The sequence below is a fragment of the Aquabacterium soli genome (assembly GCF_003933735.1).
Taxonomy (GTDB): Bacteria; Pseudomonadota; Gammaproteobacteria; order Burkholderiales; family Burkholderiaceae_C; genus Aquabacterium; species Aquabacterium soli.
On the sequence record NZ_RSED01000016.1, the window covers coordinates 48,695 to 75,685 of the forward strand.

18 protein-coding genes are annotated in these 26,991 nt (G+C 67.6%); 10 read left to right on the plus strand and 8 right to left on the minus strand.

Annotated features, from left to right (window positions below; genetic code table 11):
- Positions 1 to 22: 22 nt before the first annotated feature.
- From EIP75_RS17710 to EIP75_RS17725, 4 genes are all read left to right on the plus strand, one after another.
- Positions 23 to 880, plus strand: a complete 858-nt coding sequence (locus tag EIP75_RS17710) for a hypothetical protein (RefSeq protein ID WP_125244615.1) — start codon at positions 23 to 25, stop codon at positions 878 to 880.
- A 61-nt stretch (positions 881 to 941) separates the two neighbouring features.
- Positions 942 to 4,535: a hypothetical protein gene (locus EIP75_RS17715; protein ID WP_125244616.1), complete on the plus strand. Its 3,594-nt coding sequence runs from the start codon at positions 942 to 944 to the stop codon at positions 4,533 to 4,535.
- A 26-nt stretch (positions 4,536 to 4,561) separates the two neighbouring features.
- A complete protein-coding gene (locus EIP75_RS17720) occupies positions 4,562 to 8,047 on the plus strand; it encodes an eCIS core domain-containing protein (RefSeq protein WP_199758637.1) in 3,486 nt (1,161 codons plus the stop codon).
- Between the two features lie 200 nt (positions 8,048 to 8,247).
- A complete protein-coding gene (locus EIP75_RS17725) occupies positions 8,248 to 10,419 on the plus strand; it encodes a TonB-dependent siderophore receptor (protein WP_125244617.1) in 2,172 nt (723 codons plus the stop codon).
- 27 nt (positions 10,420 to 10,446) lie between these two features.
- Here EIP75_RS17725 and EIP75_RS17730 read toward each other — a convergent pair whose 3' ends face one another.
- On the minus strand, positions 10,447 to 11,409 hold the full coding sequence (locus tag EIP75_RS17730) for a LysR family transcriptional regulator (RefSeq protein WP_125244618.1): 963 nt from the start codon (positions 11,407 to 11,409) through the stop codon (positions 10,447 to 10,449).
- Positions 11,410 to 11,512: 103 nt separating this feature from the next.
- Here EIP75_RS17730 and EIP75_RS17735 point away from each other — a divergent pair, with 103 nt between their 5' ends.
- A complete protein-coding gene (locus EIP75_RS17735) occupies positions 11,513 to 13,483 on the plus strand; it encodes an alkyl/aryl-sulfatase (RefSeq protein ID WP_125244619.1) in 1,971 nt (656 codons plus the stop codon).
- 28 nt (positions 13,484 to 13,511) lie between these two features.
- Here EIP75_RS17735 and EIP75_RS17740 read toward each other — a convergent pair whose 3' ends face one another.
- Positions 13,512 to 14,111 carry an FMN-dependent NADH-azoreductase gene (locus EIP75_RS17740; RefSeq protein ID WP_420797177.1) on the minus strand — a complete coding sequence of 200 codons (600 nt, stop codon included), beginning with the start codon at positions 14,109 to 14,111 and terminating at the stop codon, positions 13,512 to 13,514.
- 97 nt (positions 14,112 to 14,208) lie between these two features.
- On the opposite strand from EIP75_RS17740, the gene EIP75_RS17745 reads away from it, so the two are divergent.
- Positions 14,209 to 15,135 carry a LysR substrate-binding domain-containing protein gene (locus tag EIP75_RS17745; RefSeq protein WP_199758638.1) on the plus strand — a complete coding sequence of 309 codons (927 nt, stop codon included), beginning with the start codon at positions 14,209 to 14,211 and terminating at the stop codon, positions 15,133 to 15,135.
- Between the two features lie 172 nt (positions 15,136 to 15,307).
- On the opposite strand, the gene EIP75_RS17750 is transcribed toward EIP75_RS17745, so the two are convergent.
- From EIP75_RS17750 to EIP75_RS17760, 3 genes are all read right to left on the minus strand, one after another.
- A complete protein-coding gene (locus EIP75_RS17750) occupies positions 15,308 to 17,020 on the minus strand; it encodes a YncE family protein (RefSeq protein ID WP_125244621.1) in 1,713 nt (570 codons plus the stop codon).
- An 89-nt stretch (positions 17,021 to 17,109) separates the two neighbouring features.
- Entirely contained in the window at positions 17,110 to 18,648 is a 1,539-nt protein-coding gene (locus EIP75_RS17755) for a hypothetical protein (protein WP_125244622.1), read from the minus strand.
- A gap of 120 nt (positions 18,649 to 18,768) precedes the next feature.
- Complete coding sequence (locus tag EIP75_RS17760; protein ID WP_199758639.1) at positions 18,769 to 19,548, minus strand: class I SAM-dependent methyltransferase; 780 nt, start codon at positions 19,546 to 19,548, stop codon at positions 18,769 to 18,771.
- A 126-nt stretch (positions 19,549 to 19,674) separates the two neighbouring features.
- Between EIP75_RS17760 and EIP75_RS17765 the strand changes: the two genes are divergently transcribed.
- Positions 19,675 to 20,529 (plus strand): helix-turn-helix transcriptional regulator, encoded by an 855-nt coding sequence (locus EIP75_RS17765; protein ID WP_125244623.1) that lies wholly within the window; start codon positions 19,675 to 19,677, stop codon positions 20,527 to 20,529.
- Positions 20,530 to 20,572: 43 nt separating this feature from the next.
- Positions 20,573 to 22,099, plus strand: coding sequence for a C13 family peptidase (locus EIP75_RS17770; RefSeq protein ID WP_125244624.1), 1,527 nt, complete (start codon positions 20,573 to 20,575; stop codon positions 22,097 to 22,099).
- A 4-nt stretch (positions 22,100 to 22,103) separates the two neighbouring features.
- Here the strand turns inward: EIP75_RS17770 and EIP75_RS17775 are convergent, their stop codons facing one another.
- Positions 22,104 to 22,523, minus strand: a complete 420-nt coding sequence (locus tag EIP75_RS17775) for an MAPEG family protein (protein WP_125244625.1) — start codon at positions 22,521 to 22,523, stop codon at positions 22,104 to 22,106.
- A gap of 31 nt (positions 22,524 to 22,554) precedes the next feature.
- Positions 22,555 to 23,289: a 5'-methylthioadenosine/adenosylhomocysteine nucleosidase gene (locus EIP75_RS17780; protein WP_125244626.1), complete on the minus strand. Its 735-nt coding sequence runs from the start codon at positions 23,287 to 23,289 to the stop codon at positions 22,555 to 22,557.
- 95 nt (positions 23,290 to 23,384) lie between these two features.
- Here EIP75_RS17780 and EIP75_RS17785 point away from each other — a divergent pair, with 95 nt between their 5' ends.
- Positions 23,385 to 24,062: a glutathione S-transferase family protein gene (locus EIP75_RS17785; protein WP_125244627.1), complete on the plus strand. Its 678-nt coding sequence runs from the start codon at positions 23,385 to 23,387 to the stop codon at positions 24,060 to 24,062.
- 134 nt (positions 24,063 to 24,196) lie between these two features.
- Complete coding sequence (locus tag EIP75_RS17790) at positions 24,197 to 25,591, plus strand: dicarboxylate/amino acid:cation symporter (RefSeq protein WP_125244628.1); 1,395 nt, start codon at positions 24,197 to 24,199, stop codon at positions 25,589 to 25,591.
- Between the two features lie 96 nt (positions 25,592 to 25,687).
- On the opposite strand, the gene EIP75_RS17795 is transcribed toward EIP75_RS17790, so the two are convergent.
- Positions 25,688 to 26,959, minus strand: coding sequence for a pectin acetylesterase-family hydrolase (locus EIP75_RS17795; protein WP_158622897.1), 1,272 nt, complete (start codon positions 26,957 to 26,959; stop codon positions 25,688 to 25,690).
- Positions 26,960 to 26,991: the final 32 nt, after the last annotated feature.

The window sequence follows — 26,991 nt, forward strand, 5'->3', positions numbered from 1 at the left end:
GCCGTTGCTGGAGCCCCAGACCATGAACCTCAAAGACCTGTCGCCCTCCGGCTGCCTGGACACGGCCGACAGCCAGCGCTGCGACGCCACGCTGCCAGACAACCCGCAGTGCACGCTCAACGTCCACTTCGGCATGATGCTGGGCGTGGACGAGCTGCGCACCGAGCAGGGCTTCCACATCGGCCGTTCACGCCGTCATCAGCGCCTGCTGCATGGCACCGGCGTGGTGGCTGGCTATCCGCTCGCGTTCGATGACGAGACCTTCGACCTGCAGGTGGGCCCCGGCCTGGCCATCGACGCGCTGGGCCGTGACCTGGCGCTCGAGGCCGGCCAGTGCGTCAACCTCGTGCAGTGGTGGCTCAGGCACCAGCAAGATGAAGCCTTCGACGACCTGGCCAGCCTGGAGGACGCCACCATCGACCTGGATGTGCGTGTCTGCTACAGCACCTGCCTGAGCAGCCCCGTGCCCGCCATCGCCGAGCCCTGTGCGGGCAACGCATCGGACATCGCCTACTCACGCGTCTGCGAAACCGTGAGCTTGCTGCTGCGCCGCCGCGTGCCGCCGGTCGATGCGCCCACCCCGGCTCCGGCCGATCCCAATGTGCCCGACGCCATCCCCCCTGCCGAGGTGCCCTCGATCACCGAGGCCGCGAAGACCCATGCAGGCCTGGCCCTGCTGCTCTCGCAGATCGACACCACGCCGCCCGACCCCATCGACACGGCCGACCTGTGCCTGACCCTGGCCACCTTGCGCGGCGTGCACCTCAAGAAGGACGCCGACGGCTGGACCGCCACGCTCGATGCGATCGACCTGGGCACCCGACCGCTGCTGCTGTCCACCGGCGTGCTGCAGCAGCTCCTGCTGCCTTTGCTGGCGTAGTGCCTGCGCGTTGCCACAGCCCCACCCGACATCCACCCACCACCATCCACCGAGGTTAGCCATGGGCAATCAGAACGACATCACGGCCGGCTCCGTCGAGCTGGACACGCAAGACGGCGTGGCCTTCATCGAGCAGGCCAGCCCGCTGACCCGGCTGCACTACTTCGACGGCAAGTTCCTCAAGGCCGATGCGCTGGCGCAGGAGCAGGCCTACCACCGCACCCAGGTGCGCCTGAGCAACCTGGCGGGCGGCTGGGGCGTGGTGCATGGCCTGGGCATCGGCCTGACGGGTGATCAGCTCACCGTGGGGGGCGGCCTGGCCATCACGCCGGCCGGCCACTTCGTGCTCGCGGTGGGTGACGTGCAGGCCAGGATCGCCGACCTGCTCAAGGTGGCCACGGCCAGCGTCACGCCGGGCGGCAACGCCGAGTTCGGCGAATGCGCCGGCAAGCCCGCAGGCGGTGTGCAGGAAACGGCTGCGCTGGGCCTGTACGAGATCACGGTCGGTCCCATCGAAGGCCTGTGCGGCAACGAGCCGGTGTACGGCGCCCTGTGCGAATCGGCCTGCGTGTCGGATTCACGCCATCCCTGGTGGCGCGAAGGCCTGGTGCTGCGCCTGCGCCCCATCACGCTCAAGCTGCCTGTGAGCACCAGCGTGCCCTTCAGCACCGTGCACCTGCGCAACCGCATGGCCTCGGCCTACTTCGCGGTCGAGCCGGGCTCGACACCGCCTGCCCTGAGCGCCTCGGGCCTGGCCAGCGGCGTGTGGTGCCAGCCCGCCAGCCTCTATGGGCGCGACGAGGTCGTGCTCGGCCTGCTGGCCCGCGACGGGGGCGTCAACCGGGTGATCGACGCCTGGTCGGGCCGGCGCGAGCGCATGGAGGCACAGGCGCGCGGCCACTGGCAGGGCCGCATGGCCATGCGGCCGTGGAACGTCTACCTCGCGCAGATCCTGCAGTTCCAGTGCCAGCTCTCGGGCGTGTTCAGCGACAGCGACGTGGTCGTGACCGTGCCGGACGACTGCGACCAGATCCGCGCCGTGCTCGACGAGACGCGCAAGGAAATCGAGGCCCTGCAGAAGACCTACGCCGACAGCACCAAGAAGCTCGTCGAGGCCCTGGCCGGCGGCAAGCCCAGCAAGGAAGAAGCCCAGCAACTGGCCGACCAGGTGCAGGGCAGCTACGCCGATCTGTTCGAGCTGTCCGAGAAGCTGTCGGGGGTGGAGGCCGGGCAGGGCGCCTTGCCCGCCAACCGCCTGCTGCTCAACAGCGGCTTCGTGCAGTTGCCGCCGGCCGGCTACCTGCCGGTGCAGCCGGGCAAGACACCGCTGGCCGAGCAGCTCTCGCGCCTGTTCGGCGAGGGCGTGCGCCTGTTCCTGCGCGCCGCCCGCGCCGATGTGCTGCCGCACCTGCTGGAAGAAGCGCAGCACATGGAGCGCATCTCGCTCACCAAGGGCCTGGACCTGCCCAGCGCGCTGGAGGAGGTCGAGATCTTCGTGCCGGATGGTCAGGCCGTGTCGGTGGCCGAGCAGCACCCCGGCACCTGGTGGTCGGTGGACATGAGCACGCAGGCCATCACCTTGCTGTCGGACCTGGTGTCCGCCGGCGAGGAAACCGAGCAAGAAGCCGAGGCGCAAGATGCGGCCACCAGGCTCAAGGCCCAGGCGGCCGAAGCCAAGCTGGCGAAGGCCGGCAAGGCGAGCGCGCCAGCCCAGCCGGCCGGCCTGCGCATCAACACCAGCCAGAAGGCCGGGGATGCCGCCCAGCTGCAGCTGGCCGACGACGGCAAGCTGCCGCTGCAAGGCCTGGCCCGTACCGAAGGCGGACGCGAGGACGACAGCGTCGGCCTGGCGCTGGCCGTGTCGCTGGACCCTGATGCGGCCTACGACCCCTATGGCCAGACCACCTACACCCAGAGCCTGCGCCGATCCCTTGCCCGCTACAAGCAGGTGCAGGACACCGAGGGCGGCGAGAACGATGAGGAGGGCCGAAACCTTGCGCTCTCGCTCTACCTGGCCGCCGACATCGCCACCGATCCCTTCGATCTGGCCGTGGGCGACGAGACCACGCTCAAGGCCGAACTGCGCGAGCTGATCCGCTTCGGCGACTTCGGCATCGTGGCCGATGTGCGCCTGTCCGGCACGCTGTCGGTGCTCTCGCGCCAACCCAAGGGCCAGGGTCGCACCGTGCTGATCGTGGAGGTCGACCTGGTCACCAGCGTCAAGGTCATCCGCCAGAACGGCCAGACCCAGACGCGCAACACCCGGCTGGTGCAGCGCCTGGGCCTGGTGCGCCAGGGCGATGGCGCCACCGGTGTGCTGCTGATCGACGACGAGCAGTTCGACGAGAAGTCGCCCCCGCTCCACATCGACTGGGACGACACGCCGCGCCTGGCCACCGTCACGATGAGCCGCGCCGCACCGCAATCGGCCCTGGGCCACATGCTGCGTGCCATGAGCACCGGCCACGCCGACATCTACGTCGGTGACCAGCAGACGGACGAGGGTGACGTCGCCGGCACGATCACCCTGGCCAGGCTGCAGGGCCTGAACCAGGCGCCGCAGCCCGGCAGCGCCATCGGCGCCCAGGCGCTCAACACCCTCGTGAGCCTGTCGGAGGCCACCAGCGACAGCGCTTTCCTGGCGCGTGCGCGCAAGCGCCTCTTTCCGTCGCTGGAGTCCTCAGGGCAGCAGGACATCACCGCCGTGCTCGACTGGGTGCTGTTCCGCCGCCGCCGTCCTACCTTCTGCGACCCGGTCTGCGTGGCGCCGCCCAAGGCCGATGTCGAGGCCTTCCAGGTCTGGCACATCAAGGTCGCGACGAGGAAGGAGCTGCAGGCCCTGCGCAGCGCGCTGGACCAGGACGACGCCGATGCCCTTGCCCAGTTCAAGCTCCAGCCCGTGGGCGTGCTGCGCTACCTCAACGACAGCACCCAGCCCGAAGAAACCGCGGCCAAGGTGAACGCCATGTGGCAGCAGGCCTCGCCGGGCAGCCAGGTGGTGCTGGGCCGGGCCTGGGAGACCACGCCCACCGCCGGCCAGGGCTGGCAGAACCACTTCCGCCTGCGCGCCATGCTGGAGCAGATCGCCAGCCTGACCACGCCGCCGCCGCAGGGCGATGGCAGCGTCACCACGCTGGCCAAGGCACCGGCCCCGCTGGCCGGCCAGTCGCTCGATGGCGGCTTCATCGTCGTGACCACCGGTGCCAAGGAAGACACCGTGACCAACCGGCACCGCGTGCTGCTGGTGGGCAACGGCCTGTGGTCCGACGTGGAGCCCAGCTTCGAGAAGGGCGATCCGGCCGGGGCCTTCAAGGAGCTGTCCGAGCTGATCAAGTCCGAAGGCGAGGTGGTGATCGATCTCACGCTCGAGGTGAAGAACAACACCCTGACCAAGGCGCAGCAGGACAAGCTGGCCGAGGCCGACAAGGCCTGGATCCTGCAGAACGGCGGCGGCGAGACACCGTACTCGCAGACCGCCTACGGCCTGCAGTCGCAATCGGTGGGCGCAGGCGAAAAGCCCGCACAGCAGACCGATGCCGTGGCCGACACCCTGGGCGCCAGCGTGGCGGCGGCCTACACCGTGCCCATCACGGACCTCGGCGATGGCGCCGACGTGATGACCGTGATCGTCTACGAGCCGATCTACCCGCAGTAAGGCCTGCAGCGCACAGGAGATCCGCCATGGCCACCGCCCCACCCGTTGCCGACACGAAGAAGCCTGCGCCTCAGCCGGCGGAGAAGAAGGACGGCCCGGCCGCGGCGGGTGGGCAGAAGGCGGCGGGCGGTGCGGCCAAACAGGGCGCAGACAAACAGGGCGCGCAGGACAAGGTCACGCCCCAGCAGCGCGTGGACCGCATGGCGGTGCGCGCCAAGCTGAGCGTCAGCGAGCCGGGCGATGCCGTCGAGAAAGAGGCGGACCAGGTGGCCGAGCGGGTCAGCCGCAAGGTGGCCGAGCCGGCACCGGCCCAGAAGGAAGACGCTGCCCCTGCTGCGGGTGGCGCCGCCAAGGCCGGCGCGGCCAAGCCCCCCAGGCCACAGGAGCAGGCCGCGAAGCAGCCCATTGCCCGCACCGCCAGCGGCGCGGTGCCCGCCCTGCGCCAGGCGGCCTCGCCCAACGAGGCCAAGGACAGACAGCAACAGGGCGCGGTGGGGGCGGCGGCCGCGCGCCAGGATCCCAACGACACCCAGTCCCGCATCAAGCAGCAACTCGGCCAGGGCGAGTCGCTGCCCGAGAACCTGGCGCCCCGCCTGGAGCAGCAGTTCGGCCACGACTTCTCCAACGTGCGCATCCACCACGACGGTCAGGCCGATGTGCTCAGCAAGGAGCTGGCCGCCAAGGCCTTCACCGTGGGCAGCGACATCTTCTTCGCCAGCGGCCAGTACCAGCCCGGCACGCCCGCCGGCCTGCAGCTGCTCGCGCACGAGCTGACGCACGTTGTGCAGCAGAAGGACAGCGTGCCCGCCGTGCACCGGCGCGTCGATCCTTCGCTGGCCTCCACCTACGTGGCCAATGCCAGCACGCCGGGTGCAGAAACCGCCCTGGGCACGCTGCAGATTCCCGGGGTCAAGTCGCGCCACCTGCCGCTGTACGCCAGCCTGGCCGCGGCCGGCAACCTCAAGCGCGTCAAGGGCTATGGCCGCGACGGCGCCAACCAGCGCTCGGTGTGGAACAGCACCATCCAGGTGCCCGAGGCGGCCGTGCGCAGCCAGCTCACCGCGCGCAGCATCGCGCCGCCGGGCAACAACACCGACAAGGTCGCGATCACGCTGGGCGGGCGCAACTACAAGCGCACCATCCCCGAGCTCCAGGCCATGCTCAAGATCCCCGAATGGGGCCGGCGCGGCACCCGGCCGGCCAACGGCTTCCAGGTCGACCACATCGTCGAGCTGCAGGTGTCGGGGCAGATGGGCAGTGGCGTGGGCAACTCGATCGAGAACATGGAGCTGCTCGACCAGCCCAGCAACAGCAGCTCCGGCGGGCAGATCCGCAGCGGCATCTACACCCGCGTCGATGCCTACCTGGCCACCTTCACGCCACGGCCCGACCGCGGCGCCTTCCTGCGCACCACCGACGTCGTCTTCGAGCGTGTCGAGGCCAATGGCGGCGCGGGGGCGCCGGCCGGCGCCTCCGCCTGGTGGAGCAAGGCCGACATCGAAGGCGCCGAACCACTGGCCACGGCCCAGCCCGCGCCGCCCACGCGTGAGGGCCGGCCGGACGAGTTCATCCTGTCCTCATCGGCCGGGGGCATCGAGGTGGGGCGCTTTCGCCACGACCCGGCGGTGACCACCATCACGCCCCAGGGCGCGGCCGCACGGCGCCTGGCCGGCATGGTGATCCAGTCGATCACGCTGCAGGACGCCGGCACCGGGGCGGCCGCCACGGTGGGCTCCATCCAGGCGCAGTGGGACCTGCCGCCCGACTGGCAGCCCGCCGATCCCAACGTGACGATGAGCCTGGCCGGTGATGGCGACTACCGTGGCTACCCCGCGCGCATCCCCACGCCCGCGCTGGAGTTCCGTCACCTCAGCCCCGTCGCCTTCGACAGTGTTTCGGCCGACGATGGCCAGCTCAAGGCACAGGGCCAGCTCACGCCCTCGCTGCCCATCTTCGGCGCGCCCATCAGCGTCACGCTGCAGGGGCGCGATGTCACCTTTTCCATGGACTACAGCGCGGGTGATCTGCGCCTGCCCATCCCGGGCCTGAGCATCGACGACTCCACCGTGCGCCTGTTCTACTCGTCCGAGCGCGGGCTGGGCGTCGGCGGCCAGGTGTTCTTCTCGGTGGCCCGCGTGGGCAGCGGCGATCTGAGCGCGAGCTTCTCGACCGGGCAGGGCATCGGCCTGGAGGGCGCCTTCAACTTCGACAGCCGGCTGTTCGACCGGGCCCGCGTGCGCGCCTGGTGGCGCCAGGGCGAGATGGGGGCGGAAGGCACCATCGGCATCGATCAGCCCGACAAGATCAAGGGCATCCGCAGTGCCAGCCTCACGGTGGGCGTCACCGGCAACGACTGGTCTTTCACGGGCAACGCGGCCCTGTCGGTGCCAGGGGTCAGCGACGCCACGGTCAGCGTGCGCAAGACCGACCAGGGCATGGTGTTCGATGGCGATGTGAACCTGTCGTCCAGCGCGCTGGTGCGCTCGGGCCGCATCCATGTCAACGCCACCGAGCAGGCCGAGGGCTACAAGCTGTCGGCCACGGGCACGGCCCAGCCCAACATCCCCGGGGTCGATTCCCAGCTGGAGGTGAGCTACGACGACGGGGCCTTCACGGCCAGCTTCAGCGGGGCCTATGCGCGAGGGATGATGTCCGGCAATGTCACGGTGGGGGTCACCAACCGCAGCGTGGACGAGCAGGGCAACCTGGGCGGCCTGGGTGATCCGGACGCGCCGCTGGTGGTGTATGGCAGCGGCAGCGCCACGATGCGCATCGCGCCCTGGCTGCAGGGCACGGCCGGCATCAGGTTCTCGCCCACCGGCGAGGTGACGGTGTCCGGCGAGATCGGCCTGCCCGGCTCCATCGAGATGTTCCCGCGCCAGGAGATCAACAAGTCGCTCTTCAGCCTGTCCACGCAGATCCCCATCGTGCCCGGCATCGTGGCCGAAGTGGGCGGCAACCTGTCGGCCAAGGCCGGCATCGGCCCGGGCGTGTTGGACCAACTGCGCATCGGCATCGAATACAACCCGGCGCATGAAGAGAACACCCACGTCACCGGCGATGCCCACCTGAACGTGCCGGCCGACGCAGGCCTGCGCCTGGCCGCGCGCGCGGGCATCGGCCTGGGCATCACCGGGGCCAGCGCCACCGGGGGCATCGAACTGGGCGGCAGCCTGGGCATCGATGGGGCCGCCGAGGCCGGCGTGCACGTGGACTGGATGCCGAGCCAGGGCCTGCGCATCGATGCCAACGCGGCCTTCCACGCCGAGCCCAAGTTCAAGTTCGATGTGTCGGGCTATGTGGCCGTGACCGCGCTGGGCTTCAGCGTCTACGACCAGCGCTGGCAACTGGCCGCCTACGAACTGGGCTCGAACATGCGCTTTGGCGTGAACTTCCCGGTGCACTACGTGGAAGGCGAGCCCTTCAATGTGTCGATGGAGGACGTGGAGTTCGAAGTGCCAGACGTGGATCCGGGGGCGCTGATCGGGCAGTTGGGCGAGCAGATCTTCTGAGCAGGGTTGCTGCAAAGGGCGACGGATCAAAGCAACACATGCGCCTAATTATGATAACCATTCGCATTCGCATGTAAAATTGTGCGAAGGTGCTGTCTGCCTTTCCGCGGTCCGCGGGTGGGCCTGCCTTCGCAGGGATAGCGGTCTGTGGCCGCTCGGGAGCGCCGAACCTCCATCAACTCTTCCTTCTGCGGCGCGCCATGAAGTACCTGCATCGCTCACTCGTTCTCAGCCCCATCGTGGGCGCCATCCTGGCCCAGCTGTCGCCGGTTCACGCCCAGGACAGTGCAAGCAGCCAGGCGCTTCCTGGCGTCACGGTCAAGGCCACGCGGGGCGCTGGTGTCGAGCGCTCCGAGTCCTATACGGCCCCAGTCGTCAACATTGGCCGCACGGCGCAGGCACCGCGCGAGATCCCGCAATCGATCTCGGTCGTGACCCGCCAGCAGATCGAGGACACCAACGCCATCACGCTGGAAGACGCGCTCAAGATGGTCCCCGGCGTCACGCTCAACGGCTACAACGACATGACTGTCTATGTGCGGGGCTTCGAGATCGACGCCATCCAGTACGACGGCGTGCCGGCCACCGTGTACGGCACCGCGATGCCCAGCCCCGATCTGGCCCTGGTCGAGCGGGTGGAGGTGCTGCGCGGCGCTGCAGGCTTGCTGCAGGGCGCGGGCAGCCCGGGTGGTGCCATCAACCTGGTGCGCAAGCGTCCGCGTGAAGCCTTTGGCGCCACGGTGTCTGCCTCGGTCGGCTCATGGGACACCTGGCGCCTGGAAGGCGACATCACCGGCAAGCTCTCCGATGATGGCCGTGTGCGCGGGCGCGTGGTCGCGGTGACGGAAGAGCGTGGCTCCTACATCGACTACGTGGGCAGCAACAAGCAGCTGGCCTATGGCGTGCTGGAGTGGGACCTGACCCGCAGCACCACGCTGAGCCTGGGCGCCAGCTGGCAGCGCATCGATGAGCTGCCGTCTTCCGACGGCCTGCCGCGCTACACCACGGGGGAGCACCTCTACCTGCCGCGCAGCACTTTCCTGGGTGCGAACTGGAACTGGCGCACCTTCGAAACCCAGCAGACCTTCATCGACCTGGAGCAGCGCCTCGGCGAGAGCTGGAAGGCCAAGGTGTCCTTCAGCACGCTGGATTCGGCGCGTGCTTCCAAGGTGGCGTATTCGAACGGGGCACTGAACCCGGCCACGCAGACGGGCGTGCTGTCCCGCTGGGGCGACAACCGCAACGACAGCCAGCAGTGGGGGCTGGAGGCTTCCATAGGTGGGCCGTTCAGCCTGCTGGGCCGCCAGCACGAGCTGCAGGCTGGTCTTTCGTTCCGGGAGGAAGAGCGCAATCAGCGCAATGTCACCGGCATCATTGGCGCACTCAACCCGTCCAGCTGGGATCCGGCTGCTGTCACACAGCCAGTGTCGCCCGCGTACTCGCTGCTGAACCACTACGACTACAAGCAGCGTGGCTACTGGGGCGTGGGTCGTTTCTCGCTGGCCGACCCGGTCAAGCTGATCCTCGGTGGCCGTGTCAGCACCTGGAAGGACGATGGGCAAACCCTGGGCCAGATGGCCAGCACGAACCGGGCGTCCTTCAAGGTGACCGACCGCTTCACCCCTTTCGCTGGCCTGGTGTGGGATCTGAACAAGCAGTGGTCCGCCTATGCCAGCTACGCCGACGTGTTCAAGGTGCAGTCCAACCGCAACCGCAATGGCGACCTGCTTCCACCGCTGATGGGCACGAACCTCGAACTGGGCATCAAGGGCGACCTGGCCGATGGCGCGTTGACCACCTCCTTCGCGCTGTTCCGCATCGAGCAGGAGAACCGCGCCCAGCAGGACGCCGACTTTCCCTGCGCCGTGTTCTCGCCCAACTGCTACGTGGCCGAAGGCAAGGTGCGCAGCCAGGGCTTCGAGGCGCAAGTGGCCGGGCAGGTGACCACGGGTTGGCAAGTGTCGGCGGGCTACACCTACAACGTGCTGGAGTACCTGAAGGACGAGCGCAGCAACGCTGGCGCCATCACCGGGGCACAAGGGCAGACTTTCAGCACCTACACGCCGCGCAACATCGTGCGGCTGAACACCAGCTACCGCCTGCCAGGCGCGCTCAGCGCCTGGACCTTGGGCGGGGGCCTGTCGACGCAAAGCAGCTGGACCGTGGTGCAGGGCGCGTTGCGTTGGGAGCAAGAGGCCTACACACTGCTCAACCTCAACGCCAGCTACCGCATCGACCCGCGCTTCACACTGGCCCTGTCGGTCAACAACCTGTCCGACAAGACCTACTGGCGCTCGATGAGCGGCACCACCTACGGCAACGTCTATGGTGATCCGCGCAACGCGACGCTGGTGCTGCGCGGCCAGTTCTGAGGCGCGATGTCGACCAAGGGCCGGGCGCTACCGGCCCTTCTTGCGCCGGGCCCGCGTGTCCTGGTGACCGCTGGACAAAGCCGTGTCGTGCTCGGCCAGCAAGCCCACGAACCGCTCTCCCGCCGCCGACACCGTGCGCCGCTTCAGCCACGCCACCCCGAAGCGCGCGCGCGTGCCCAGCGCAATGCCCGGCACCACCACCAGCTGCCCGGCGCGCACCTCTGCCTCGACCATGAAGCGGGGCATCATCGACACGGCGTCGGATTCGAGCAGCATGCTCTTGAGCACGCTGGAGCTGTCGCACTCCAGCGTGAGCAGCCCTGTGCGCGCCATCGCGGCGCGCTGGGCCTCCGGCACCTCGGCCGCCAGGGCCCGCGCGGCATGCGGCGGCAGGCGCGGGCCGGCCAGCGGGTAATCGAACAGATCGTCCAGCCGGGGTGAGGCCAACGCGGCCAGCGGGTGCCCGGCGCGGCACACCACCACCGCCTGGTGCGCCGACAGCGCGCGCGAGGCGAAGTCATCGAGCTGCTCCACCTCGCTGAGCTCCAGCACGATCAGGTCGACGTCGCGTGCGCGCGCCCGCTCGGGCAGCTCCTGCCAGGGAGCCACCAGCAGGCGCACGCGCAACTGGGGGTGCAGCCGGTTCAGGCGCCCCACCACGGGGCCGATCAAGGCTGAGCCGCCGAAGGGGCCCACGCCGATGCGCAGCTCGCCCAGCTCCAGCCCGCGTGCCAGGCGGATCTCGTGTTCCAGATCCTGGGTCGAGGCCTCGAAGGCCTGTGCATGGCGCAGCAGCAGGCGCCCCAGTTCGGTGGGCTCGATCGCGCCGCGCTGGCGCTCGAACAGCGGCCCGCCCACCTGGGCTTCCAGCGCCTGGATGCTGCGCGACAGTGCCGGCTGCGTGATGTGCAGTGCCTCGGCGGCGCGGCTGAAATTGGCGTGTTCCGCCAGCGCACTCAGGTGCCTCAGGTGACGCAGTTCGATGTTCATGCGGGCTCAATGATCAATGCAACGGAATCATGGTCGATATGCTTTCAATGCATTTGACACATGGTATGCCATTCTCCATGATGCCGCCGCAGGAGACAATCACATGACACACCTGCTGAGATCGACGATCCCGACCCTGACCGCCATCCTCGCCTTGACGGCCTGCTCACGCGCCACGCCGCCTGTGGACGAGGCGTCCAAGGCCTCGGCCAGCGTGCAGCAAGCCAACGCCGCCGTCGCGAAGGCGGCCGATCTGTCCGATCCCCCCAGCTTTGCCGATGCGCAGCGCGGGTTCATCGCGGCGCCCACCGGGCAGGTCAAGGATGCCGATGGCAAGGTGGTCTGGGATTTCTCCGCCTTCGCCTTCATCAAGGGCCCGGCCCCGGCCACCGTCAACCCCAGCCTGTGGCGCCAGGCCCTGCTCAACAACCACGTGGGCCTGTTCAAGGTGCGCGATGGCATCTGGCAACTGCGCGGGTTCGATCTGGCCAACATCACGCTGATCCAGGGCAAGACCGGCTGGATCGTCGTGGACACGGCCACTGCGCGCGAAACCTCTGCCGCCGCACTGGCCTTCGCGCGCCAGCACCTGGGCAACCAGCCGGTGTCAGCCGTGGTCTTCACGCACAGCCACGTCGACCACTTCGGCGGCGCACTGGGCGTGATCTCGGCCGAAGAGGCCAAGCAGCGCCAGGTGCCCGTGGTGGCCCCGGCCGGTTTCATGGAAGAGGCCACCAGCGAGAACGTGCTGATGGGCACGGCCATGGGGCGCCGCTCCATCTACATGTATGGCAACCGCCTGCCGCGCAATGCAGAAGGCCTGGTCGACAATGGCCTGGGCAAGGCCGTGGCCTATGGCCGCGTGGGCCTGTTGCCGCCCACCGTGGTGGTCGACAAGCCCGAGCAGGAAATGATGCTCGACGGCGTGCGCTTCGTGTTCCACAACGTGCCGGGCAGCGAGGCGCCCTCGGAGTTCACCTTCTCGCTGCCCGATCTCAAGGCCTTCTGTGGCGCCGAGCTGATGGGCCAGACCCTGCACAACCTGTACACGCTGCGCGGCGCCAAGGTGCGCGATGCGCTCAAGTGGGCCGGCTACCTCGATGCCGCGCTGGACCAGTCCGCCGGTGCCGAGGTGGTGTTCAACCAGCACCACTGGCCGGTCTGGGGCGCGGACCACATCCGCACTTCCATCGAGCGCCAGCGCGACATCTACCGCTACATCCACGACCAGACGGTGCGCCTGATGAACGCGGGGCTCACGGGGCCCGAGATCGCCGAGACCCTGGAGCTGCCCAAGGCCCTGCAGGATGAACTCACGATCCGCGGCTACTACGGCACCGTGCGCCACAACATCAAGGCCGTGTACCAGCACTACCTGGGCTGGTACGACGCCAACCCGGCCAACCTCGATCCGCTGCCGCCGGTGGATGCTGCCAAGCGCTATGTGGCCCTGGCCGGCGGGGTCGATAAATTGGTGGCCAGCGCACAGCGGGCCTACGACGCGGGCGACTACCGCTGGGCGGCGGAGCTGCTCAAGCACGCGGTCTACGCCGAGCCTTCCAACCAACCTGCCAAGGCGCTGATGGCCCAATCGTTCGAGCAGATGGGCTACATGGCCGAATCATCGGCCTGGCGCAACGCCTACCTCACGGGGGCGCTGGAGCTGCGCCAGGGGCCGCCCGACAAGGGCATTGCACGCGATGCCCTGCTGGACATGCTGCAGCACACGCCCATCGAGCGCTTCCTGGAGGCCATGTCGGCTTCGCTGAACGGCCCCAAGGCGGGCGACACGCGCCTGAGCGTGAACCTGGTCTTCTCGGAGCTGGGTGAGAGCTACGTGCTGCGCATCGACAACGGTGTGCTGCACTTCAAGAAGGCGCCGCCGGCGACCGACGCGAACGCCACCCTCACGCTGACCAAGGCTTTCTTCCTGCGCATGGTCACCGGCGGGGCCGGGGCGAAGGATCTGCTGCTGTCCGACCAGACGAAGATCGACGGCAGCAAGCTGGACCTGGGGCGCTTCTTCGCGCTGATCGAGAAGGCGCCAGGCACCTTCCCGATCGTCACGCGCTGACGGGCGCACGGCCCGCCAGGCAGGGGCATCACACCGTGGCGATGTCCTTGCGGGCCGACACCAGGGCGGCGTCGCGGGCGTCGGGGCCCAGGGCCAGGCCCTCGGCCGTGATCACGCGGAAATCGGTGATCCCCAGGAAGCCCAGCACCTGCTTGAGGTAACCCACGTGCGCCTGGCCCGAGGGCTGGCCCGCGTGCACACCACCGGCCGTGGCCACGATCACCACGCGCTTGCCCTTGGCCAGGCCTTCCACGCCGTTGGCACCGTAGCGGAAGGTCACGCCGGCCACGGCCACCAGGTCGATCCAGGCCTTGAGCTGGGTCGGCACCGTGAAGTTGTACATCGGGGCACCCAGCACGATGGTGTCGGCAGCCAGGAATTCGGCCATCACGGCATCCGCCTTGGCGGCCAGTGCCTGCTGCTCGGGTGTGCGCTGATCGGCCGGCGTGCTGCGGGCGCCGAGCACGGCGGAATCCAGCGGCAGGGCGTCGGGGGCGGCCAGGTCACGGTAGGCCACGCTCACCGAGGGCTCGGCCAGCTTGATGGCTTCGACGACTTCGGCGGTCAGCAGGCGTGAGGTGGAATGGGCGCCGAGGATGCTCGAATCAAGGTGCAGCAGTTTCATGATGGGCTCCAGAAAGTCAGGTTGTTTGTTCGATGGAGTCATCGTATATTTGGCCCATGAAAAGCACTAGTCGCTGAAATTGGGAATGACTGTTCCATCCATGGTTCAAATGAACCCCGCTGGCGAGTTGCCAGACCTCAACGACTACCGCTACTTCGCCGTGGTGGTGGATTGCGGGGGGTTTTCGGCCGCCGCGCGGCAGCTTGGCCTTCCCAAATCACGGCTGTCGCGCCGGGTGGCAGGGCTGGAGGCGCGCCTGGGCGTGCGCCTGCTGCAACGCAGCACCCGCCGCATCACCGTCACGCACGTGGGGCAGCAGGTGCTGGCCCACTGCCAGGCCCTGCTGCGCGAGGCCGAGGCCGCCGAATGCGCGGCAGCCCGGGTCAAGGCCGAGCCCTCGGGCCGTGTGCGCGTGAGCCTGCCGATGAACCTGCTGGACATCAGCCTGATCGGCGTGTTCGAGCAGTTCCTGGTGGACCACCCCAAGGTCACGCTCGATGTGATCCAGACCAGCCGACGTGTCGACCTGATCGAAGAGGGCGTGGACCTGGCCCTGCGCGTGCGCGCCACCGACGACGAAGACCCGCAATGGGCCACGCGCCGCCTCACGCCCACCCGGCCGCTGCTGGTGGCCAGCCCGGCGTTCGCGGAGGCCCATGGAGGCCTGCGCACCTGGGCGCAACTGGAAACAGCACCGGCCCTGGGCGCGGCAGCGCCCGATGGCAAGGTGCATCTGAGGCTGGAAGGGCCGGGCGGCGAGGTGAAGAGCCTGGCGCTGGTGCCGCGCCTCTCGAGCGACCATTTCGCGCTGCGCACGCGGGCGGCGGTGCTGGGCCTGGGCGTGACCATGCTGCCCGAGATGTTCGCCTTGCCGGAGATCGAGGCCGGGCGCCTGGTGGAAGTGCTGCCGGACTGGCGCTTTCAGCTCAACCACCTGCAGGCGGTCTATGTGAGCCAGCGTGGGCTGTCGCCAGCGGTGCGCGCCCTGCTGGACGCGCTGAGCGAAGTCAGGCCGCTGGGCGTGTGATCGAAAGGGATGGATGGGAGGGGTTGCCGGGCGGCACAGTGGCGCGCCACCCGGTCCCTTCGTGCTTTGTCTGTCTCACTCCACCAGGGCGGCCCGTAGGGCCCTCCTGTTGCGGCTGATTTTATGGATGAGCGCGCGTTTGCCATCCCCACAGTTGGGGGGGCAGATGGTCTCAGCGGGGAAGGTCCTGCATGACTCGGGTATCGAACACCCTCAACTGGTCGCTCGAAAGCAGCATGCCTTGAAGGCCTGACGTGTTTGTCCAGCTCCGCACCAGCGTGCCGTCTCGCTGGCGAAGCTGCAGTTCGCTGAGCAGGTGATCGGTGATCAACAGCAGCTCGTCTTCATAGCGCTCGATACCCCTGCAGCGCTTTTGGTAGTCGGTGTCGACGTAGTCGGGTTGGGTGTTCTGCCAGCTCACGTGGTCAAACCATGCCTTGTCGACGACGACATACTCACTGTTGGACTGGTACAGGTTTCCCTGGCAGGTGAAGCTGTCTTCTGGACTTGCTCCGACGATGAGGTCCGACTGCAGATACGCGTACTGCCCTGTTCCCCAGAACCAGCCTCCCGTCCGGGTGTCCTGGAAGATCACGCCTTTCGAATTCTCGTTGAGAGTGCCCCAGTACAGCGAGTTCGGTGACAGGCGCGTGTGCACCATGAAGTGTCTTCCGTCCGGGCTCACGTAGAGGTCATCGTAGCTCCAGAACGCTGCCGTGAACAAGCCAGGCAAGGGCATGCCAGTGTCCAGGTCCACCATGTAGTAGCCGCTGCGGAGCTCATCGGGGCTCAGGCCGACCACCACCATCACGTTGCGGCCGTTGGCCTTGAGGGCCACCGGCGTGCGGCGCGTCTCCATGGGACTGTCCAATGACGGTGGCAAGGCATAACTGCCCTCGACGCCAAACGAATCGGTGTTGAACATCCAGACGCGGCTATTGTCTGCGTCCGTGGCCAGGATGCGGTTGCCGTTGCGGCTCACGCGCATTTCGCTCAATTGCCTTCCTGGAACGGCCAAAGTGCCCAGGCGCTGGCCCGTGTAGAGGTGGTCGATGGCGATGCCAGCGCTGCTCAGCGAATAAACGTAAGGGCGCGCCGGATCGATTTGAACCTGATCTCCCAGCGGGTTGGCGAAGACATTCGACGATGCGGTTTCGGTGACATGAAGCCCGACGCGTATCGCTGCTGGCCTGGTGTTGGTGGGGGCGTCCGATTGCACTGTGACCCAGGTCATGTACTGTCCTGGTGCCAGGCCTTGCGTGTCGGCCGTGAGCTGCAGCGGATCACCTGGCTGACCGGAGGGCGTGGTTTGAAGCCAGCTTGCCGAGGTCGTCGCAGTCCAGCGTCCTTGCACGGCACCCGATTGCGTCACGACAATCTGCTGGTGCAGGCGCGAACCAAAAGGGGCTTTCGTGAACGCGACACCGTCGTGGCTCAGCATGAGCGCTGAGGGCGGCGCGGCAGCCGTGACGACGTAGTTGACACTGATGTTCTTGGGGCTGCCGGTCACCGGCCGGGTGCAGTAGCTGTCATAGCAGACATCCACGGTCACCGTGTCGGCGTAGTTGCCCGGCGTCAGGCTCTTCGCTGGCCTGAACTGCAATGTCAACCGCCCGCCGTTGGTCGACGTCTGATTGAACCAGGCATTGCTCACGCCGCGGTTCGTGTGGCGCACGTAGATGTAAACGGGCTCCGAGGCATTGTTGACAACGCCTTCAATGGTCCGCACGGCTTCGGGATCACCGTGCTCCGCGCTCATGCTGACTTGTTGCGCGGACAACTGCAGTCCCGGCGCCGAAGACGGCTGCGGTGTTTCTGGATTGCCTTTGTTGGGCGAGTCCCCACCGCCGCCGCCGCCACAAGCGGTCAATGCGGCCAGGATCATGCCGCCTAGTGAGGCGCGCACCCATGTCATGGACTTGTTCATCTTGCCTCCCTGTGCCGCACATGCAGGTGCGACTGGCTTTCAGCGGCTCAGAAGCGCCAGGCGTAAGCGAACGATGTCGACACGACACTGGGTGCCTTGCCATCGATGCGACGGCCATCGATGGCCGTGTACGCCAGCAGCGCCGCGCCGCTGGCATTGATCGAGACGCTCGGGTCGGACACCATCAGCTTGTTGGCCACCCGTTTCCAGTCGGACCAGCCGGTGGTGAAGTCGAAGCGGCTGAGCACGATGGATGCGTTGATCGACGAACCGGTCAGGTCATTGAGCACTAGCGCGGCAACGGCTTGTCCGCTGCGATTCATGCTGACCACGATGCGCCCGTCATTGGGGATCGTGCCCAGCGAAGCCAGGTTGGGGATCAGCGTCTGCGGGGTGGACCAGGCTTGGCCCGCCAGTGCCTGGGCCCACATCAGCCGGTAGGTGTTGCCGGTCTGAACGCCGTATTGGGTGCCCGTGGCCTCCTTCCAGACAGCCAGGGTGTTGCCGGCCTGGTCCATCGCCAGGGTGGGAGGCACCGGGAGCCACGAACCGAAGGCATTGGCACGTTGCGTGTCTGCCCGTATCGACGACGGATCGCTCACGGCGAGCAATTGCAGGTTGTGCGTATCGCAGCTGCTGGTGCTGGTTTCCCGACTGAGAACGGCCACCACGCTGCGCTCGGAGGAGGCCGTCGCGGCCGTGATCGATGGCGCGGAATACCAGGATGGGTAGGAGCACAGCCCGGCATAGGTCGCGATGGGCAGAGGCCCCAGGGGGCCCAGTTGGACCGATGCCCGCTGAAACACCAGCTCCACAGCCCCGGGGGTGGAGGACGAGTCTTCCAGCATGTACCGGTAGCCATTGCCATCGGGCCTGAAGGCGAAAGCCGTGCGGTTTGCCTCGGTGGTGGCAGTCAATGCGGTGCTCGGGTTGCCGCCGGTGTCGATCTCCAAGACAGAGGCAGGCCCTCCCGAGGCGGCCACCTTGGTGATGAGCCGGCCATCGGACAGCAACTGCAGATCCCAGTCGATCGGGTGTCCTGTCGTGCTGTACTGGGTGCCGCCGCTCAGGTCAAGGATGGTGGTGCTCCAGCCTGCGCCCGCCGTGTATCGGATGGCTCTGCGGCCGTAACTGAGGGTGGTGTTGTTGCCTGCATCCACCCAGCCCAGGACCGCGTCCCCATTGGCATTCATGCGCAAGGCCATGCCGTACAGGGAGATGTTGCTGGCCTGGGGCAGGGACTGGGTCGTACTCCACGCGCCTGTGGAAGAGGACTCGGCCCATGCCGCCTGGCTCGTGGTGAAGGAGCCAGTATCGACACGCCAGGCCACCAACGCACGGCCGGCGTCGTCCAGGGCACTGGTCACGCCGTTGTAGATGCCCCCGCCAGCGCTTCCTGAGGATTGGGTGACACGGCCAAGCTTGACGGTGCCGGGGACCTCGCCGTAATCGCCAAGGCCATCCGCGGCATTTTTTGGATCGGCGCGGTCATCCTTGCCGGATCCGCCGCCGCCGCCACAAGCGCTCAGCGTCGCCAACATGCAGGCCATGACAGCCGGGCGTCCCCATTTCTTGATCAACTTCACGTCATCTCCCTTGACTGCTCTCGTGACAGCTGGAGCAGTTTTGTGAGCAGCATTGTAAAGATGGGTGAACACGTGTGCTTCCCCCCCGCCTCGGGGGATCGGGGAAGGTCCGAACGCGGTTCAGCGCTGTGCCCAGACCAATCCCGTCCGGGCTGTGAAAGAGCCGTCTGCTTCTATGTGCAATGCCTGGCTTACCTCCTGTGGCGCCCCCTGCTGCAAGGCCCTGATGGCCTCGATCTGCAAGGCGGGTGTGCGCATGCGCGCCACCCAGGAGGCGAACTCCAGCCGCAAGGGCCATTGCTCATGCGCCTGCACATCGAAACCCGCATCTCCCAGCAAGGCCCGCCACTGCGATGCCGACCGGTTGCGCACATGCGATCGATCGCGCAACAACTCCATCGCCTGCAGGTGCGTGTCCACCAAGGCATCCTCGTGGCCCAGGATGTCGATCACCGTTAACCAGCCTCCCGGCTTGATCACGCGGTGCATCTCGCGCAATGAAGCTTCCAGCGCGGTCCAGTGGTGCGCGCTGTAACGCGTCACCACCGCACAGAAGTGCGCGTCATCGAAAGGCAGGGCATCGGCCTGCGCCCGCACGGTGTCGATGTTGTGCAGCCCCCGCGCCCGGGCCGCGTGCTGCACGGTGGCCAGCATGCCGGGCGACGGGTCTGCTGCGGTGACCTGCTTCACATGCGGCGCCAAGGCAAAGGCCAGATGGCCTGCACCGCAGCCGATGTCCAGCACCCGGGCGGAGGCGGCCGGCAGGTGCTCAGCCACCAACCGTTGCGCATGGGCCAGATCCGGGCCCTGTGCGTGGACGGCGCTGCCAAGGTAGGCCTGCGCCTGCGGATCGAACTGCTGCTGGATGGTCTGCTGGTGGGGAAGGGCTGCGTCGTTCAAGAGGAGCTCCGTGATCGGCTTGGTGTGGAGAAACCTCACGATAGGGTGACATCAATCCTGGTACAAGTTGGCTGCTTATCCTATTATGTGAAGCACCTTCTTCCGTCAGCCGCCAGGCCCGTGTCCATGCCCACCGCCCGCCCTTCGTCCGCCCCGGCACCTGTGGCGCCGTCCCCCGAGGGGCACGGCCACAACGCCCTGGGCGAGTTCCTGCGCGCCTGCCGTGATCGCCTGCATCCGCGTGACGTGGGCCTGCCGCCAGGCGCGCGCCGCCGCGCACCCGGCCTGCGCCGCGAAGAGGTGGCCGTGCTGTGCGGCATCAGTCCCACCTGGTACACCTGGATCGAGCAGGGGCGCACGCGTGCCGTGTCGGCCGATACCCTGGGCGCACTGGCCCGCGGCCTGCGCCTGTCGGCGGCCGAGCGCGCCTACCTGTTCGAGCTGGCGGCCCGCGCGCAGCCCGCGTCGGCCCCCGCCACCGATGACGAACACCTGCCGTCGCTGAACGCGCTGGTGGAGGCGGTGCGCACGCCGGCCTATGTGCTCGACCGCCACTGGGACGCTGTGGCCTGGAACCGCCCGGCTGCGCAGCTGTTCGAGGATTGGTTGGGGGGTGGCGCGCGCCGCACGGCGCAGGAGCCGGCCCGGCGCAACCTGCTGCGATATGTGTTCCTCGATGCCGGGGCGCCCGCCCTGATCGGTGACTGGGATGAGCGCGCGCGCCGCCTGGTGGCCGAGTACCGCGCCGACACGGCCTCCTGGCGAGACGACCCGGTGGGCCAGGCCCTGGTCGAAGAGCTGCAATGGGCCAGCCCGGCCTTCAAGGCTGCCTGGCGTTCGCAGGCCGTGCTCTCACGCGAAGGGGGCCTGCGCGGCTTCGAGCACCCCCGCCTGGGCCACCGCGAATACGAGCAGTTCACCCTGCGCGTGGCCCAGCACCCGGCGCTCAAGCTGATCGTGCTCACACCCCGGACGGGCTGACGCACCGGCTTGCTACAGTGGGGCATCAAACCCAAGGAGCACCATGACGGACACCACCGACCGCAAGGCCGTGAGCCTTCCCCCGGGCGACAGCCCGTGGATGCGGGTGTGGCAGCAGGAAGCGGCCGCCCAGGCCGTTTCGGCCCTGCCGGTAGGCCACATGGCCCGCACCGAGCGCCCGGCGCGTGAAGCGCTGCGGCCCGGCGTGCTGGGGCCCTGGTGGGCGGCGGGCGCGCGCGCGGCCACCTTCCGGCCGGTGCAGGGACTGCAAGCGCTGCAGGCCACGCCCGCCGTGGTCGCCTGGCTGGTGCTGATCAACCTGCTGATGCAGGTGATGTGGCAGCGCCTGGCGCTGTCGGGCCCGGCAGATTTCCATTGGCAGGGCCTGCTGCAGGGCGGGCTGGATCTGGCGCTCATCGCCTGGGTGTGCGCCTGGGTGCGGCCACCCGCCCTGGGCATGGCGCGCCTGCTGTGCCTGGTGCTGGGTGTGGAGTTCGTGGTCAGCCAGGCCAGTGGCCTGCTGTGGGTGTTGGCGGGCTGGGCCCAGGCGGCGGGCCAACTGCGCCAACTGGGCGTGTGGGTGATCTGGCTGCTGTGGCTGGGCCCGATGGTGTGGTGGATGGCGGCCATGGCGACCGCCCTGTGGCGTCAGGGTGACCGCCATGTGCGCCCGTGGTTGTTCGCCGTGGCCCTGCTGGCCGGCCTGATGGCGCTGCATTGGCTGATGCCCTCGCAGCAGATCTGGACGCCAGGCCAGGCCGGCGGGCAGGGCGAGGGCGAAGACGAGCCCGTGCGCCTGGTGCTGACCGAGCCCGTGCTGCGCGCCCAGGCCACGCTGCCCGAGCAGCAACTGGCCGCGCTCAAGCCCCAGCGCCCCGGCGTGGTCGATCTGTACGTGCTCACCTTTGCGCCCTATGGTGATGAAGAGGTCTTCCGCCGCGAAAGCGCCATGGTGGCCGACGTGATGGCCCAGCGCTTCGATGCGCAGGGCCGCACGCTGCAGCTGGTCAACAACCCCCGCACGGCCGAGCAACTGCCCTGGGCCACCACCGACAACCTGCGCCGTGCGCTCAAGCGCATCGGCCAGTTGATGGACCCGCGCGAAGACGTGCTCTTCATCCACCTGACCTCGCATGGCGCGCGCAATGGCGTCCTGGCGACAGCGCTGTGGCCGGTGCGCCCAGATGCCGTCACGCCCGCGCTGCTCAAGGCTGCGCTGGATGACGCCGGCATCCGCCACCGCGTGGTGTCGATCTCGGCCTGCTATTCGGGCAGCTGGATCGCGCCTCTGGCGGACGAGGACTCGCTGCTGATGACGGCGGCCGATGCCGAACACACCTCCTACGGTTGTGGCCGCTACTCGCCGCTCACCTTCTTCGGCAGGGCCATGTACGACGAGCTGCTGCGCACGCAGACCCGCTCGTTCACCGAGGCGCACGCCAAGGCGCGCGGACTGATCCTGCAGCGTGAAGAAGAAGCGGGCAAGGACGATGGCTACTCGAACCCGCAGATCCGGGTGGGTGCGCGCATCGGCCCGGTGCTCGATGCCCTGCAGCGCCGTCTCGAGTAGCTGCTCACCCGCGCCACAAGGGGGCGAGCAGCAGCACCCACATCACCGCCACCACCACATTGCTCACGGCGAACACCGTCAGGCGCAGCGGCACCTTGTTGAAGCCCAGGTAGATCAGCGAGTGCAGCACGCGCAGGGCCACATACGCCCAGGCCAAGGCGATCTGCGTGGGGGTGACGTGCTGCAGGATCACCGCCACCAGGCAGGCCACGTAGAACAGCACCGGTACCTCCAGCAGGTTCATGAACACGCGGTTGGGCACGCGCGTGTGCACCGGCACCCGCGCGGATTCGCCATGCTTGAAGTCGTCGAAATCGACCTCGCCCCGGGCGCCCGCCTTGAAGCGCGCAATGGGCACCAGCAACAGCACCGACAGGGTCCACAAGGCCAGCACGGCCATGGGTTGCAGCAGGGCAGGGGTCATGGGGGTCTCCGGTGAGTGATGCTTGGTGTGGTCAACGCAGCTGGTCGAGGGTGCCTTGCACGATGTCCAGCGCCACGTGGCGGGCCACCTCGTCGATGAAGCGGCCGAAGTCCACATGCGCCGTGTCGTCGGCGCGGTCGGAGATGGTGCGCACCACCGCGAAGGGCACGCCGAAATCGTGGCACACCTGGGCCAGCGCGGCGCCTTCCATCTCCACGGCCAGTGCATCGGGCAGGGCCTGGCGCAAGGCGGTGCTTTCGCTGGCGCTGGACACGAAACGGTCGCCGCTGACGATCAGCCCCTGGTGCACACGCGGTGTGCACAAGCCGGCCAGTGCCGGGCCGCGCGTGGCCAGCGCCTGCGTGGCGGCCTGCGCCACGGCCTGACTCAACGCGGCATCGGTTGCCAGGCGCGACACGCCGCGCCCGGGGATCTCGAAGCGCGGGAACAGCGGCGAGGCATCCAGATCGTGCTGCAGCAGCTCGGTGGCCACGACCACATCACCCACCTGCACGCCATCGCCCAGTCCGCCGGCCACCCCTGTGAACAGCACGGCATCGATCTCGAAGGTGCTCAGCAGCGTGGCCGTGGTGGTGGCCGCGGCCACCTTGCCGATGCCGGACAGCACGGCCACCACCTCGTGGCCCTGCCAGTGGCCGCACCAGAGGGTGCGCCCGCCGTGTTGCCGCGGGGCCTCGTCGGGGATGGCGTCGAGCACGGTTTGCAGTTCTTCGGGCATGGCGGCCACGATGGCCAGGCGGCTCATGGGAGATCCTTTCAGGGGGGCGGCAGGCAGTGTGACAATGAATCCGGCGCCATCATGCCTCCACATCATCAAGCCCAAACACAGGATTGCCACCCATGTACACGCTCTACATCGCCAACAAGAACTACTCGTCGTGGTCGCTGCGCCCCTGGGCGCTGCTGACCGAGTTGGGCATCGCCTTCAAGGAGCAGCTGGTGCCTTTCGGTGCAGGCTCCAACTGGGACGAGTTCCGGCAGTTCTCACCCAACGGCAAGGTGCCCTGCCTGGTGGACGATGGCCTGACGGTGTGGGAATCGCTGTCCATCACCGAGTTCCTGGCCGAGCGCCATCCCGGCGTGTGGCCCGAGCAATCGGCCGCGCGCGCATGGGCACGCTCTGCCGCTGCCGAGATGCACGCGGGCTTCACCACGCTGCGCACGCAGTGCCCGATGAGCTGCGGCATCCGCGTGCGCCTGCATGAAGTCGGCCCGGCCCTCAAGGCAGACCTGGCGCGTGTGGACGAACTCTGGCGCGATGGCCTGGACAAGTTCGGTGGCCCCTTCCTGGCCGGTGACAGGTTCACCGCGGTCGATGCCTTCTTCGCGCCGGTGGCGTTTCGCGTGCAGACCTATGGCCTGCCGCTGAGCGAGGCATCGCAGGCCTACGCGCAGCACCTGCTGCAGACCCGCGCACTGCGGGCCTGGCAGCAGCAGGCGCTGGCCGAGCCCTGGCGTGAGCCGGGCCACGAGGCCGCCTGCCTGGCCTACGGCACGCTGGTGGCTGATCTGCGCTGAGCCCCGGCGCCCCTTGGTGGTGCGCGGCTTTTCGGATCGTGGCCTGCCGTGCAGACCCGGTTAAGGTGTGTGGAAGTCCACAATCCCGCGCCAGGGCGGTTTTCGGCATCCTTGCGACCGTTGCGAGGCATGCCATGACCACCCAGACCCTACCCACTGTGAACCAACCCAAGAGCGCCTGGTACAAGTCCTTGTACGTGCAGGTGCTCACCGCCATCGCCATCGGCGTGCTGCTAGGCCATTTCGCGCCGGCCACGGGCGAGGCCATGAAACCCCTGGGTGACGGCTTCATCCGCCTGATCAAGATGATCATCGCCCCGATCATCTTCTGCACCGTCGTGGTCGGCATCGCCGGCATGGACGACATGAAGAAGGTGGGCAAGACGGGTGGCCTGGCGCTGCTGTACTTCGAGATCGTCAGCACGCTGGCGCTGATCATCGGCCTGGTGGTCGTCAACGTGGTCAAGCCCGGTGAGGGCATGCACATCGATCCGCACTCGCTGGACACCAAGAGCATCGCCGCCTACGTGGGCCCGCACAAGATGGCGACCACGACCGAGTTCCTGATGAACATCATCCCCACCAGCGTGGTCGATGCGTTCGCCAAGGGCGACATCCTGCAGGTGCTGCTGTTCTCGATCCTGTTCGGCTTCGCGCTGCAGCGCTTCGGTGGCCGGCAGAGCGTGGTCTTCACCTTCATCGACAAGTTCTCGCACGTGCTGTTCGCCATCGTCGGCATCGTGATGAAGGTGGCGCCCATCGGTGCCTTCGGTGCCATGGCCTTCACCATCGGCAAGTACGGTGTCGATTCGCTGCAGCAGCTGGCGCAGCTGATGGCCACCTTCTACCTGACCTGCCTGATCTTCGTGCTGGGCGTGCTGGGCGTGATCGCACGTATCCATGGCTTCAGCGTGCTGCGCTTCATCCGCTTCATCAAGGATGAACTGCTGATCGTGCTGGGCACCTCGTCGAGCGAAAGCGTGCTGCCCCGCATGATGGCCAAGCTGGAGCACGCCGGTGCGCACAAGTCGGTGGTGGGCCTGGTGATCCCCACGGGCTACTCGTTCAACCTCGATGGCACCTCGATCTACCTGACGATGGCCGCCGTGTTCATCGCCCAGGCCACGGACACGCCGATGACCCTGGTGCAGCAGATCACGCTGCTGGCCGTGCTGCTGCTGACCAGCAAGGGCGCCGCCGGTGTCACGGGCTCGGGCTTCATCGTGCTGGCGGCCACGCTGAGTGCGGTGGGCGGTGTGCCGGTGGCCGGCCTGGCGCTGATCCTCGGCATCGACCGCTTCATGAGCGAAGCCCGCGCGCTGACCAACCTGGTGGGCAATGGCGTGGCCACGGTGGTGGTGGCCAAGTGGTGCAAGCAGCTGGACACGGAGCGCCTGGACGCGGTGCTGGCCGGCAAGGTGCCAGCACCGGCGCAGATCGAGCCTTCGCCTGCCGATGCGATCGAAGAGCTGTTGCCCGCGACGCCGGCGCATGTCGTCAGCAATGAGGGGGCGGCCCGCGCTGCTTGAGAGATGTGATGTGATCAACCTGCGGCGGTGAAGTACCGCACGCAGGGATGAAGAAGCGAAAGGGCGCCACAAGCGCCCTTCTTGCTTTGTTGGGATTCAGAGCCCGAGGTTCTCGAACAGCAGGTCAGACAGGTAGTCGTAGAGCGTATCGAGTATCGGCCGGTGAGGCTTCTGGGACTTTTCAACGACCCGCATGACGGGCCCCCTGCCATCGAGCAGGTTGTCGACGAAGGTCGTCACACTGGGCACCCCGGCTTCCGGGATGTCTGTCCCGTTGAAGCTGAACATGGTCGTTGAGTGGGAGTGGAACGTGCCCGGCCGTGCGTAAGGGATGTAGTAGCCGATGTTGGCGTATGGCCCCATGTCTTCCAGCCATGGGACGATCTCCTTCTGCCACTTGACCAGCCTCTGTGCGTTGCGCTTCTCGATGGAAGGCTCGGCCTTGATGGCGGGGAAGAACTTGTCGTACGAGTAGGCGGCAAACACGACATCGGCTTGCAGGAGGGTGTGGCCCATGCGGTCCTGCGGGTACACCCTGGCGAGCGCCGTGTTCAGCGACGCGAGATTGCCGGGATCACCCAGGCCTGGGTAGCGGGCGACCAGTCGCGGGATGATGCCCGTGCGCTCATCAAGGCCCCACGAGGCCCGGATCTTGGTGTGCAACGGAAGGGAGGGGTACTGCTCGGGAGTGCCGCCTGCGGGCGCTTGGTACAAGGGGCCCGAATCCGCCAGAAGCGATGCCTTGCGAGGCTGGATCGCATCGCGGAAGTCCCCATAGTGCGCTGTGACACCGATGGCCCCTGCCGAGAAACCATACATCAGCAGATGCTCCGGTCTGGGCAGGTTGGCGGCGATCCACTTGGCCACCAACTGGGAGTTCACGTCGCCACGATGGAAGTACGTCAGGGGCTTGGAAGCGTCTGCATCCGCATAGACATTGACCTTGTTGCCTGTGTAGACGTCTCCGGTGCATTGAGGCATGTAGACGATGTTCCAACTCTGCGTCTGGACTTTGGCAGCACTCACCCGCGCGGCAAACGGTGTCAGCCCCAAGGCCCCCTGGTTGATGGCTGCGAACGGTGACCCCGACGTGTTCTTCTGGTTCGACACCAGGCTGCTCATGTAGTTGGTGGCGATGCCGTTGGAATTGCTGCCCCCGAAAAAGCTGCCCTTCCAGAGGCATGCGTCCTGGTCATAGCAGGCGCCCCCGCCCTCCATGATGACCACGGTCTTCGTCGTCAACGGTGTGCGGTTCACGAAGAAGCGATAGGGCGTGCCGTTGCCGCATGAGGCGCCGCTGGCCGCCGGCAGGTCGACCCGCTCCCAGGTGAAGTAGCTGGTGCAATGGCCCCACAAAGGAATAGACACCAGGATAGCTCCGACCCATGACCTCTTCACTG

Bases quoted from the DNA above. Each gene is read 5' to 3' on its own strand.
- EIP75_RS17710 (WP_125244615.1), top strand. From the start codon at position 23: ATGAACCTCAAAGACCTGTCGCCCTCCGGCTGCCTGGACACGGCCGAC.
- EIP75_RS17715 (WP_125244616.1), top strand. From the start codon at position 942: ATGGGCAATCAGAACGACATCACGGCCGGCTCCGTCGAGCTGGACACG.
- EIP75_RS17720 (WP_199758637.1), top strand. From the start codon at position 4,562: ATGGCCACCGCCCCACCCGTTGCCGACACGAAGAAGCCTGCGCCTCAG.
- EIP75_RS17725 (WP_125244617.1), top strand. From the start codon at position 8,248: ATGAAGTACCTGCATCGCTCACTCGTTCTCAGCCCCATCGTGGGCGCC.
- EIP75_RS17730 (WP_125244618.1), bottom strand. From the start codon at position 11,409: ATGAACATCGAACTGCGTCACCTGAGGCACCTGAGTGCGCTGGCGGAA.
- EIP75_RS17735 (WP_125244619.1), top strand. From the start codon at position 11,513: ATGACACACCTGCTGAGATCGACGATCCCGACCCTGACCGCCATCCTC.
- EIP75_RS17745 (WP_199758638.1), top strand. From the start codon at position 14,209: ATGGTTCAAATGAACCCCGCTGGCGAGTTGCCAGACCTCAACGACTAC.
- EIP75_RS17750 (WP_125244621.1), bottom strand. From the start codon at position 17,020: ATGATCCTGGCCGCATTGACCGCTTGTGGCGGCGGCGGCGGTGGGGAC.
- EIP75_RS17765 (WP_125244623.1), top strand. From the start codon at position 19,675: ATGCCCACCGCCCGCCCTTCGTCCGCCCCGGCACCTGTGGCGCCGTCC.
- EIP75_RS17770 (WP_125244624.1), top strand. From the start codon at position 20,573: ATGACGGACACCACCGACCGCAAGGCCGTGAGCCTTCCCCCGGGCGAC.
- EIP75_RS17775 (WP_125244625.1), bottom strand. From the start codon at position 22,523: ATGACCCCTGCCCTGCTGCAACCCATGGCCGTGCTGGCCTTGTGGACC.
- EIP75_RS17780 (WP_125244626.1), bottom strand. From the start codon at position 23,289: ATGAGCCGCCTGGCCATCGTGGCCGCCATGCCCGAAGAACTGCAAACC.
- EIP75_RS17785 (WP_125244627.1), top strand. From the start codon at position 23,385: ATGTACACGCTCTACATCGCCAACAAGAACTACTCGTCGTGGTCGCTG.
- EIP75_RS17790 (WP_125244628.1), top strand. From the start codon at position 24,197: ATGACCACCCAGACCCTACCCACTGTGAACCAACCCAAGAGCGCCTGG.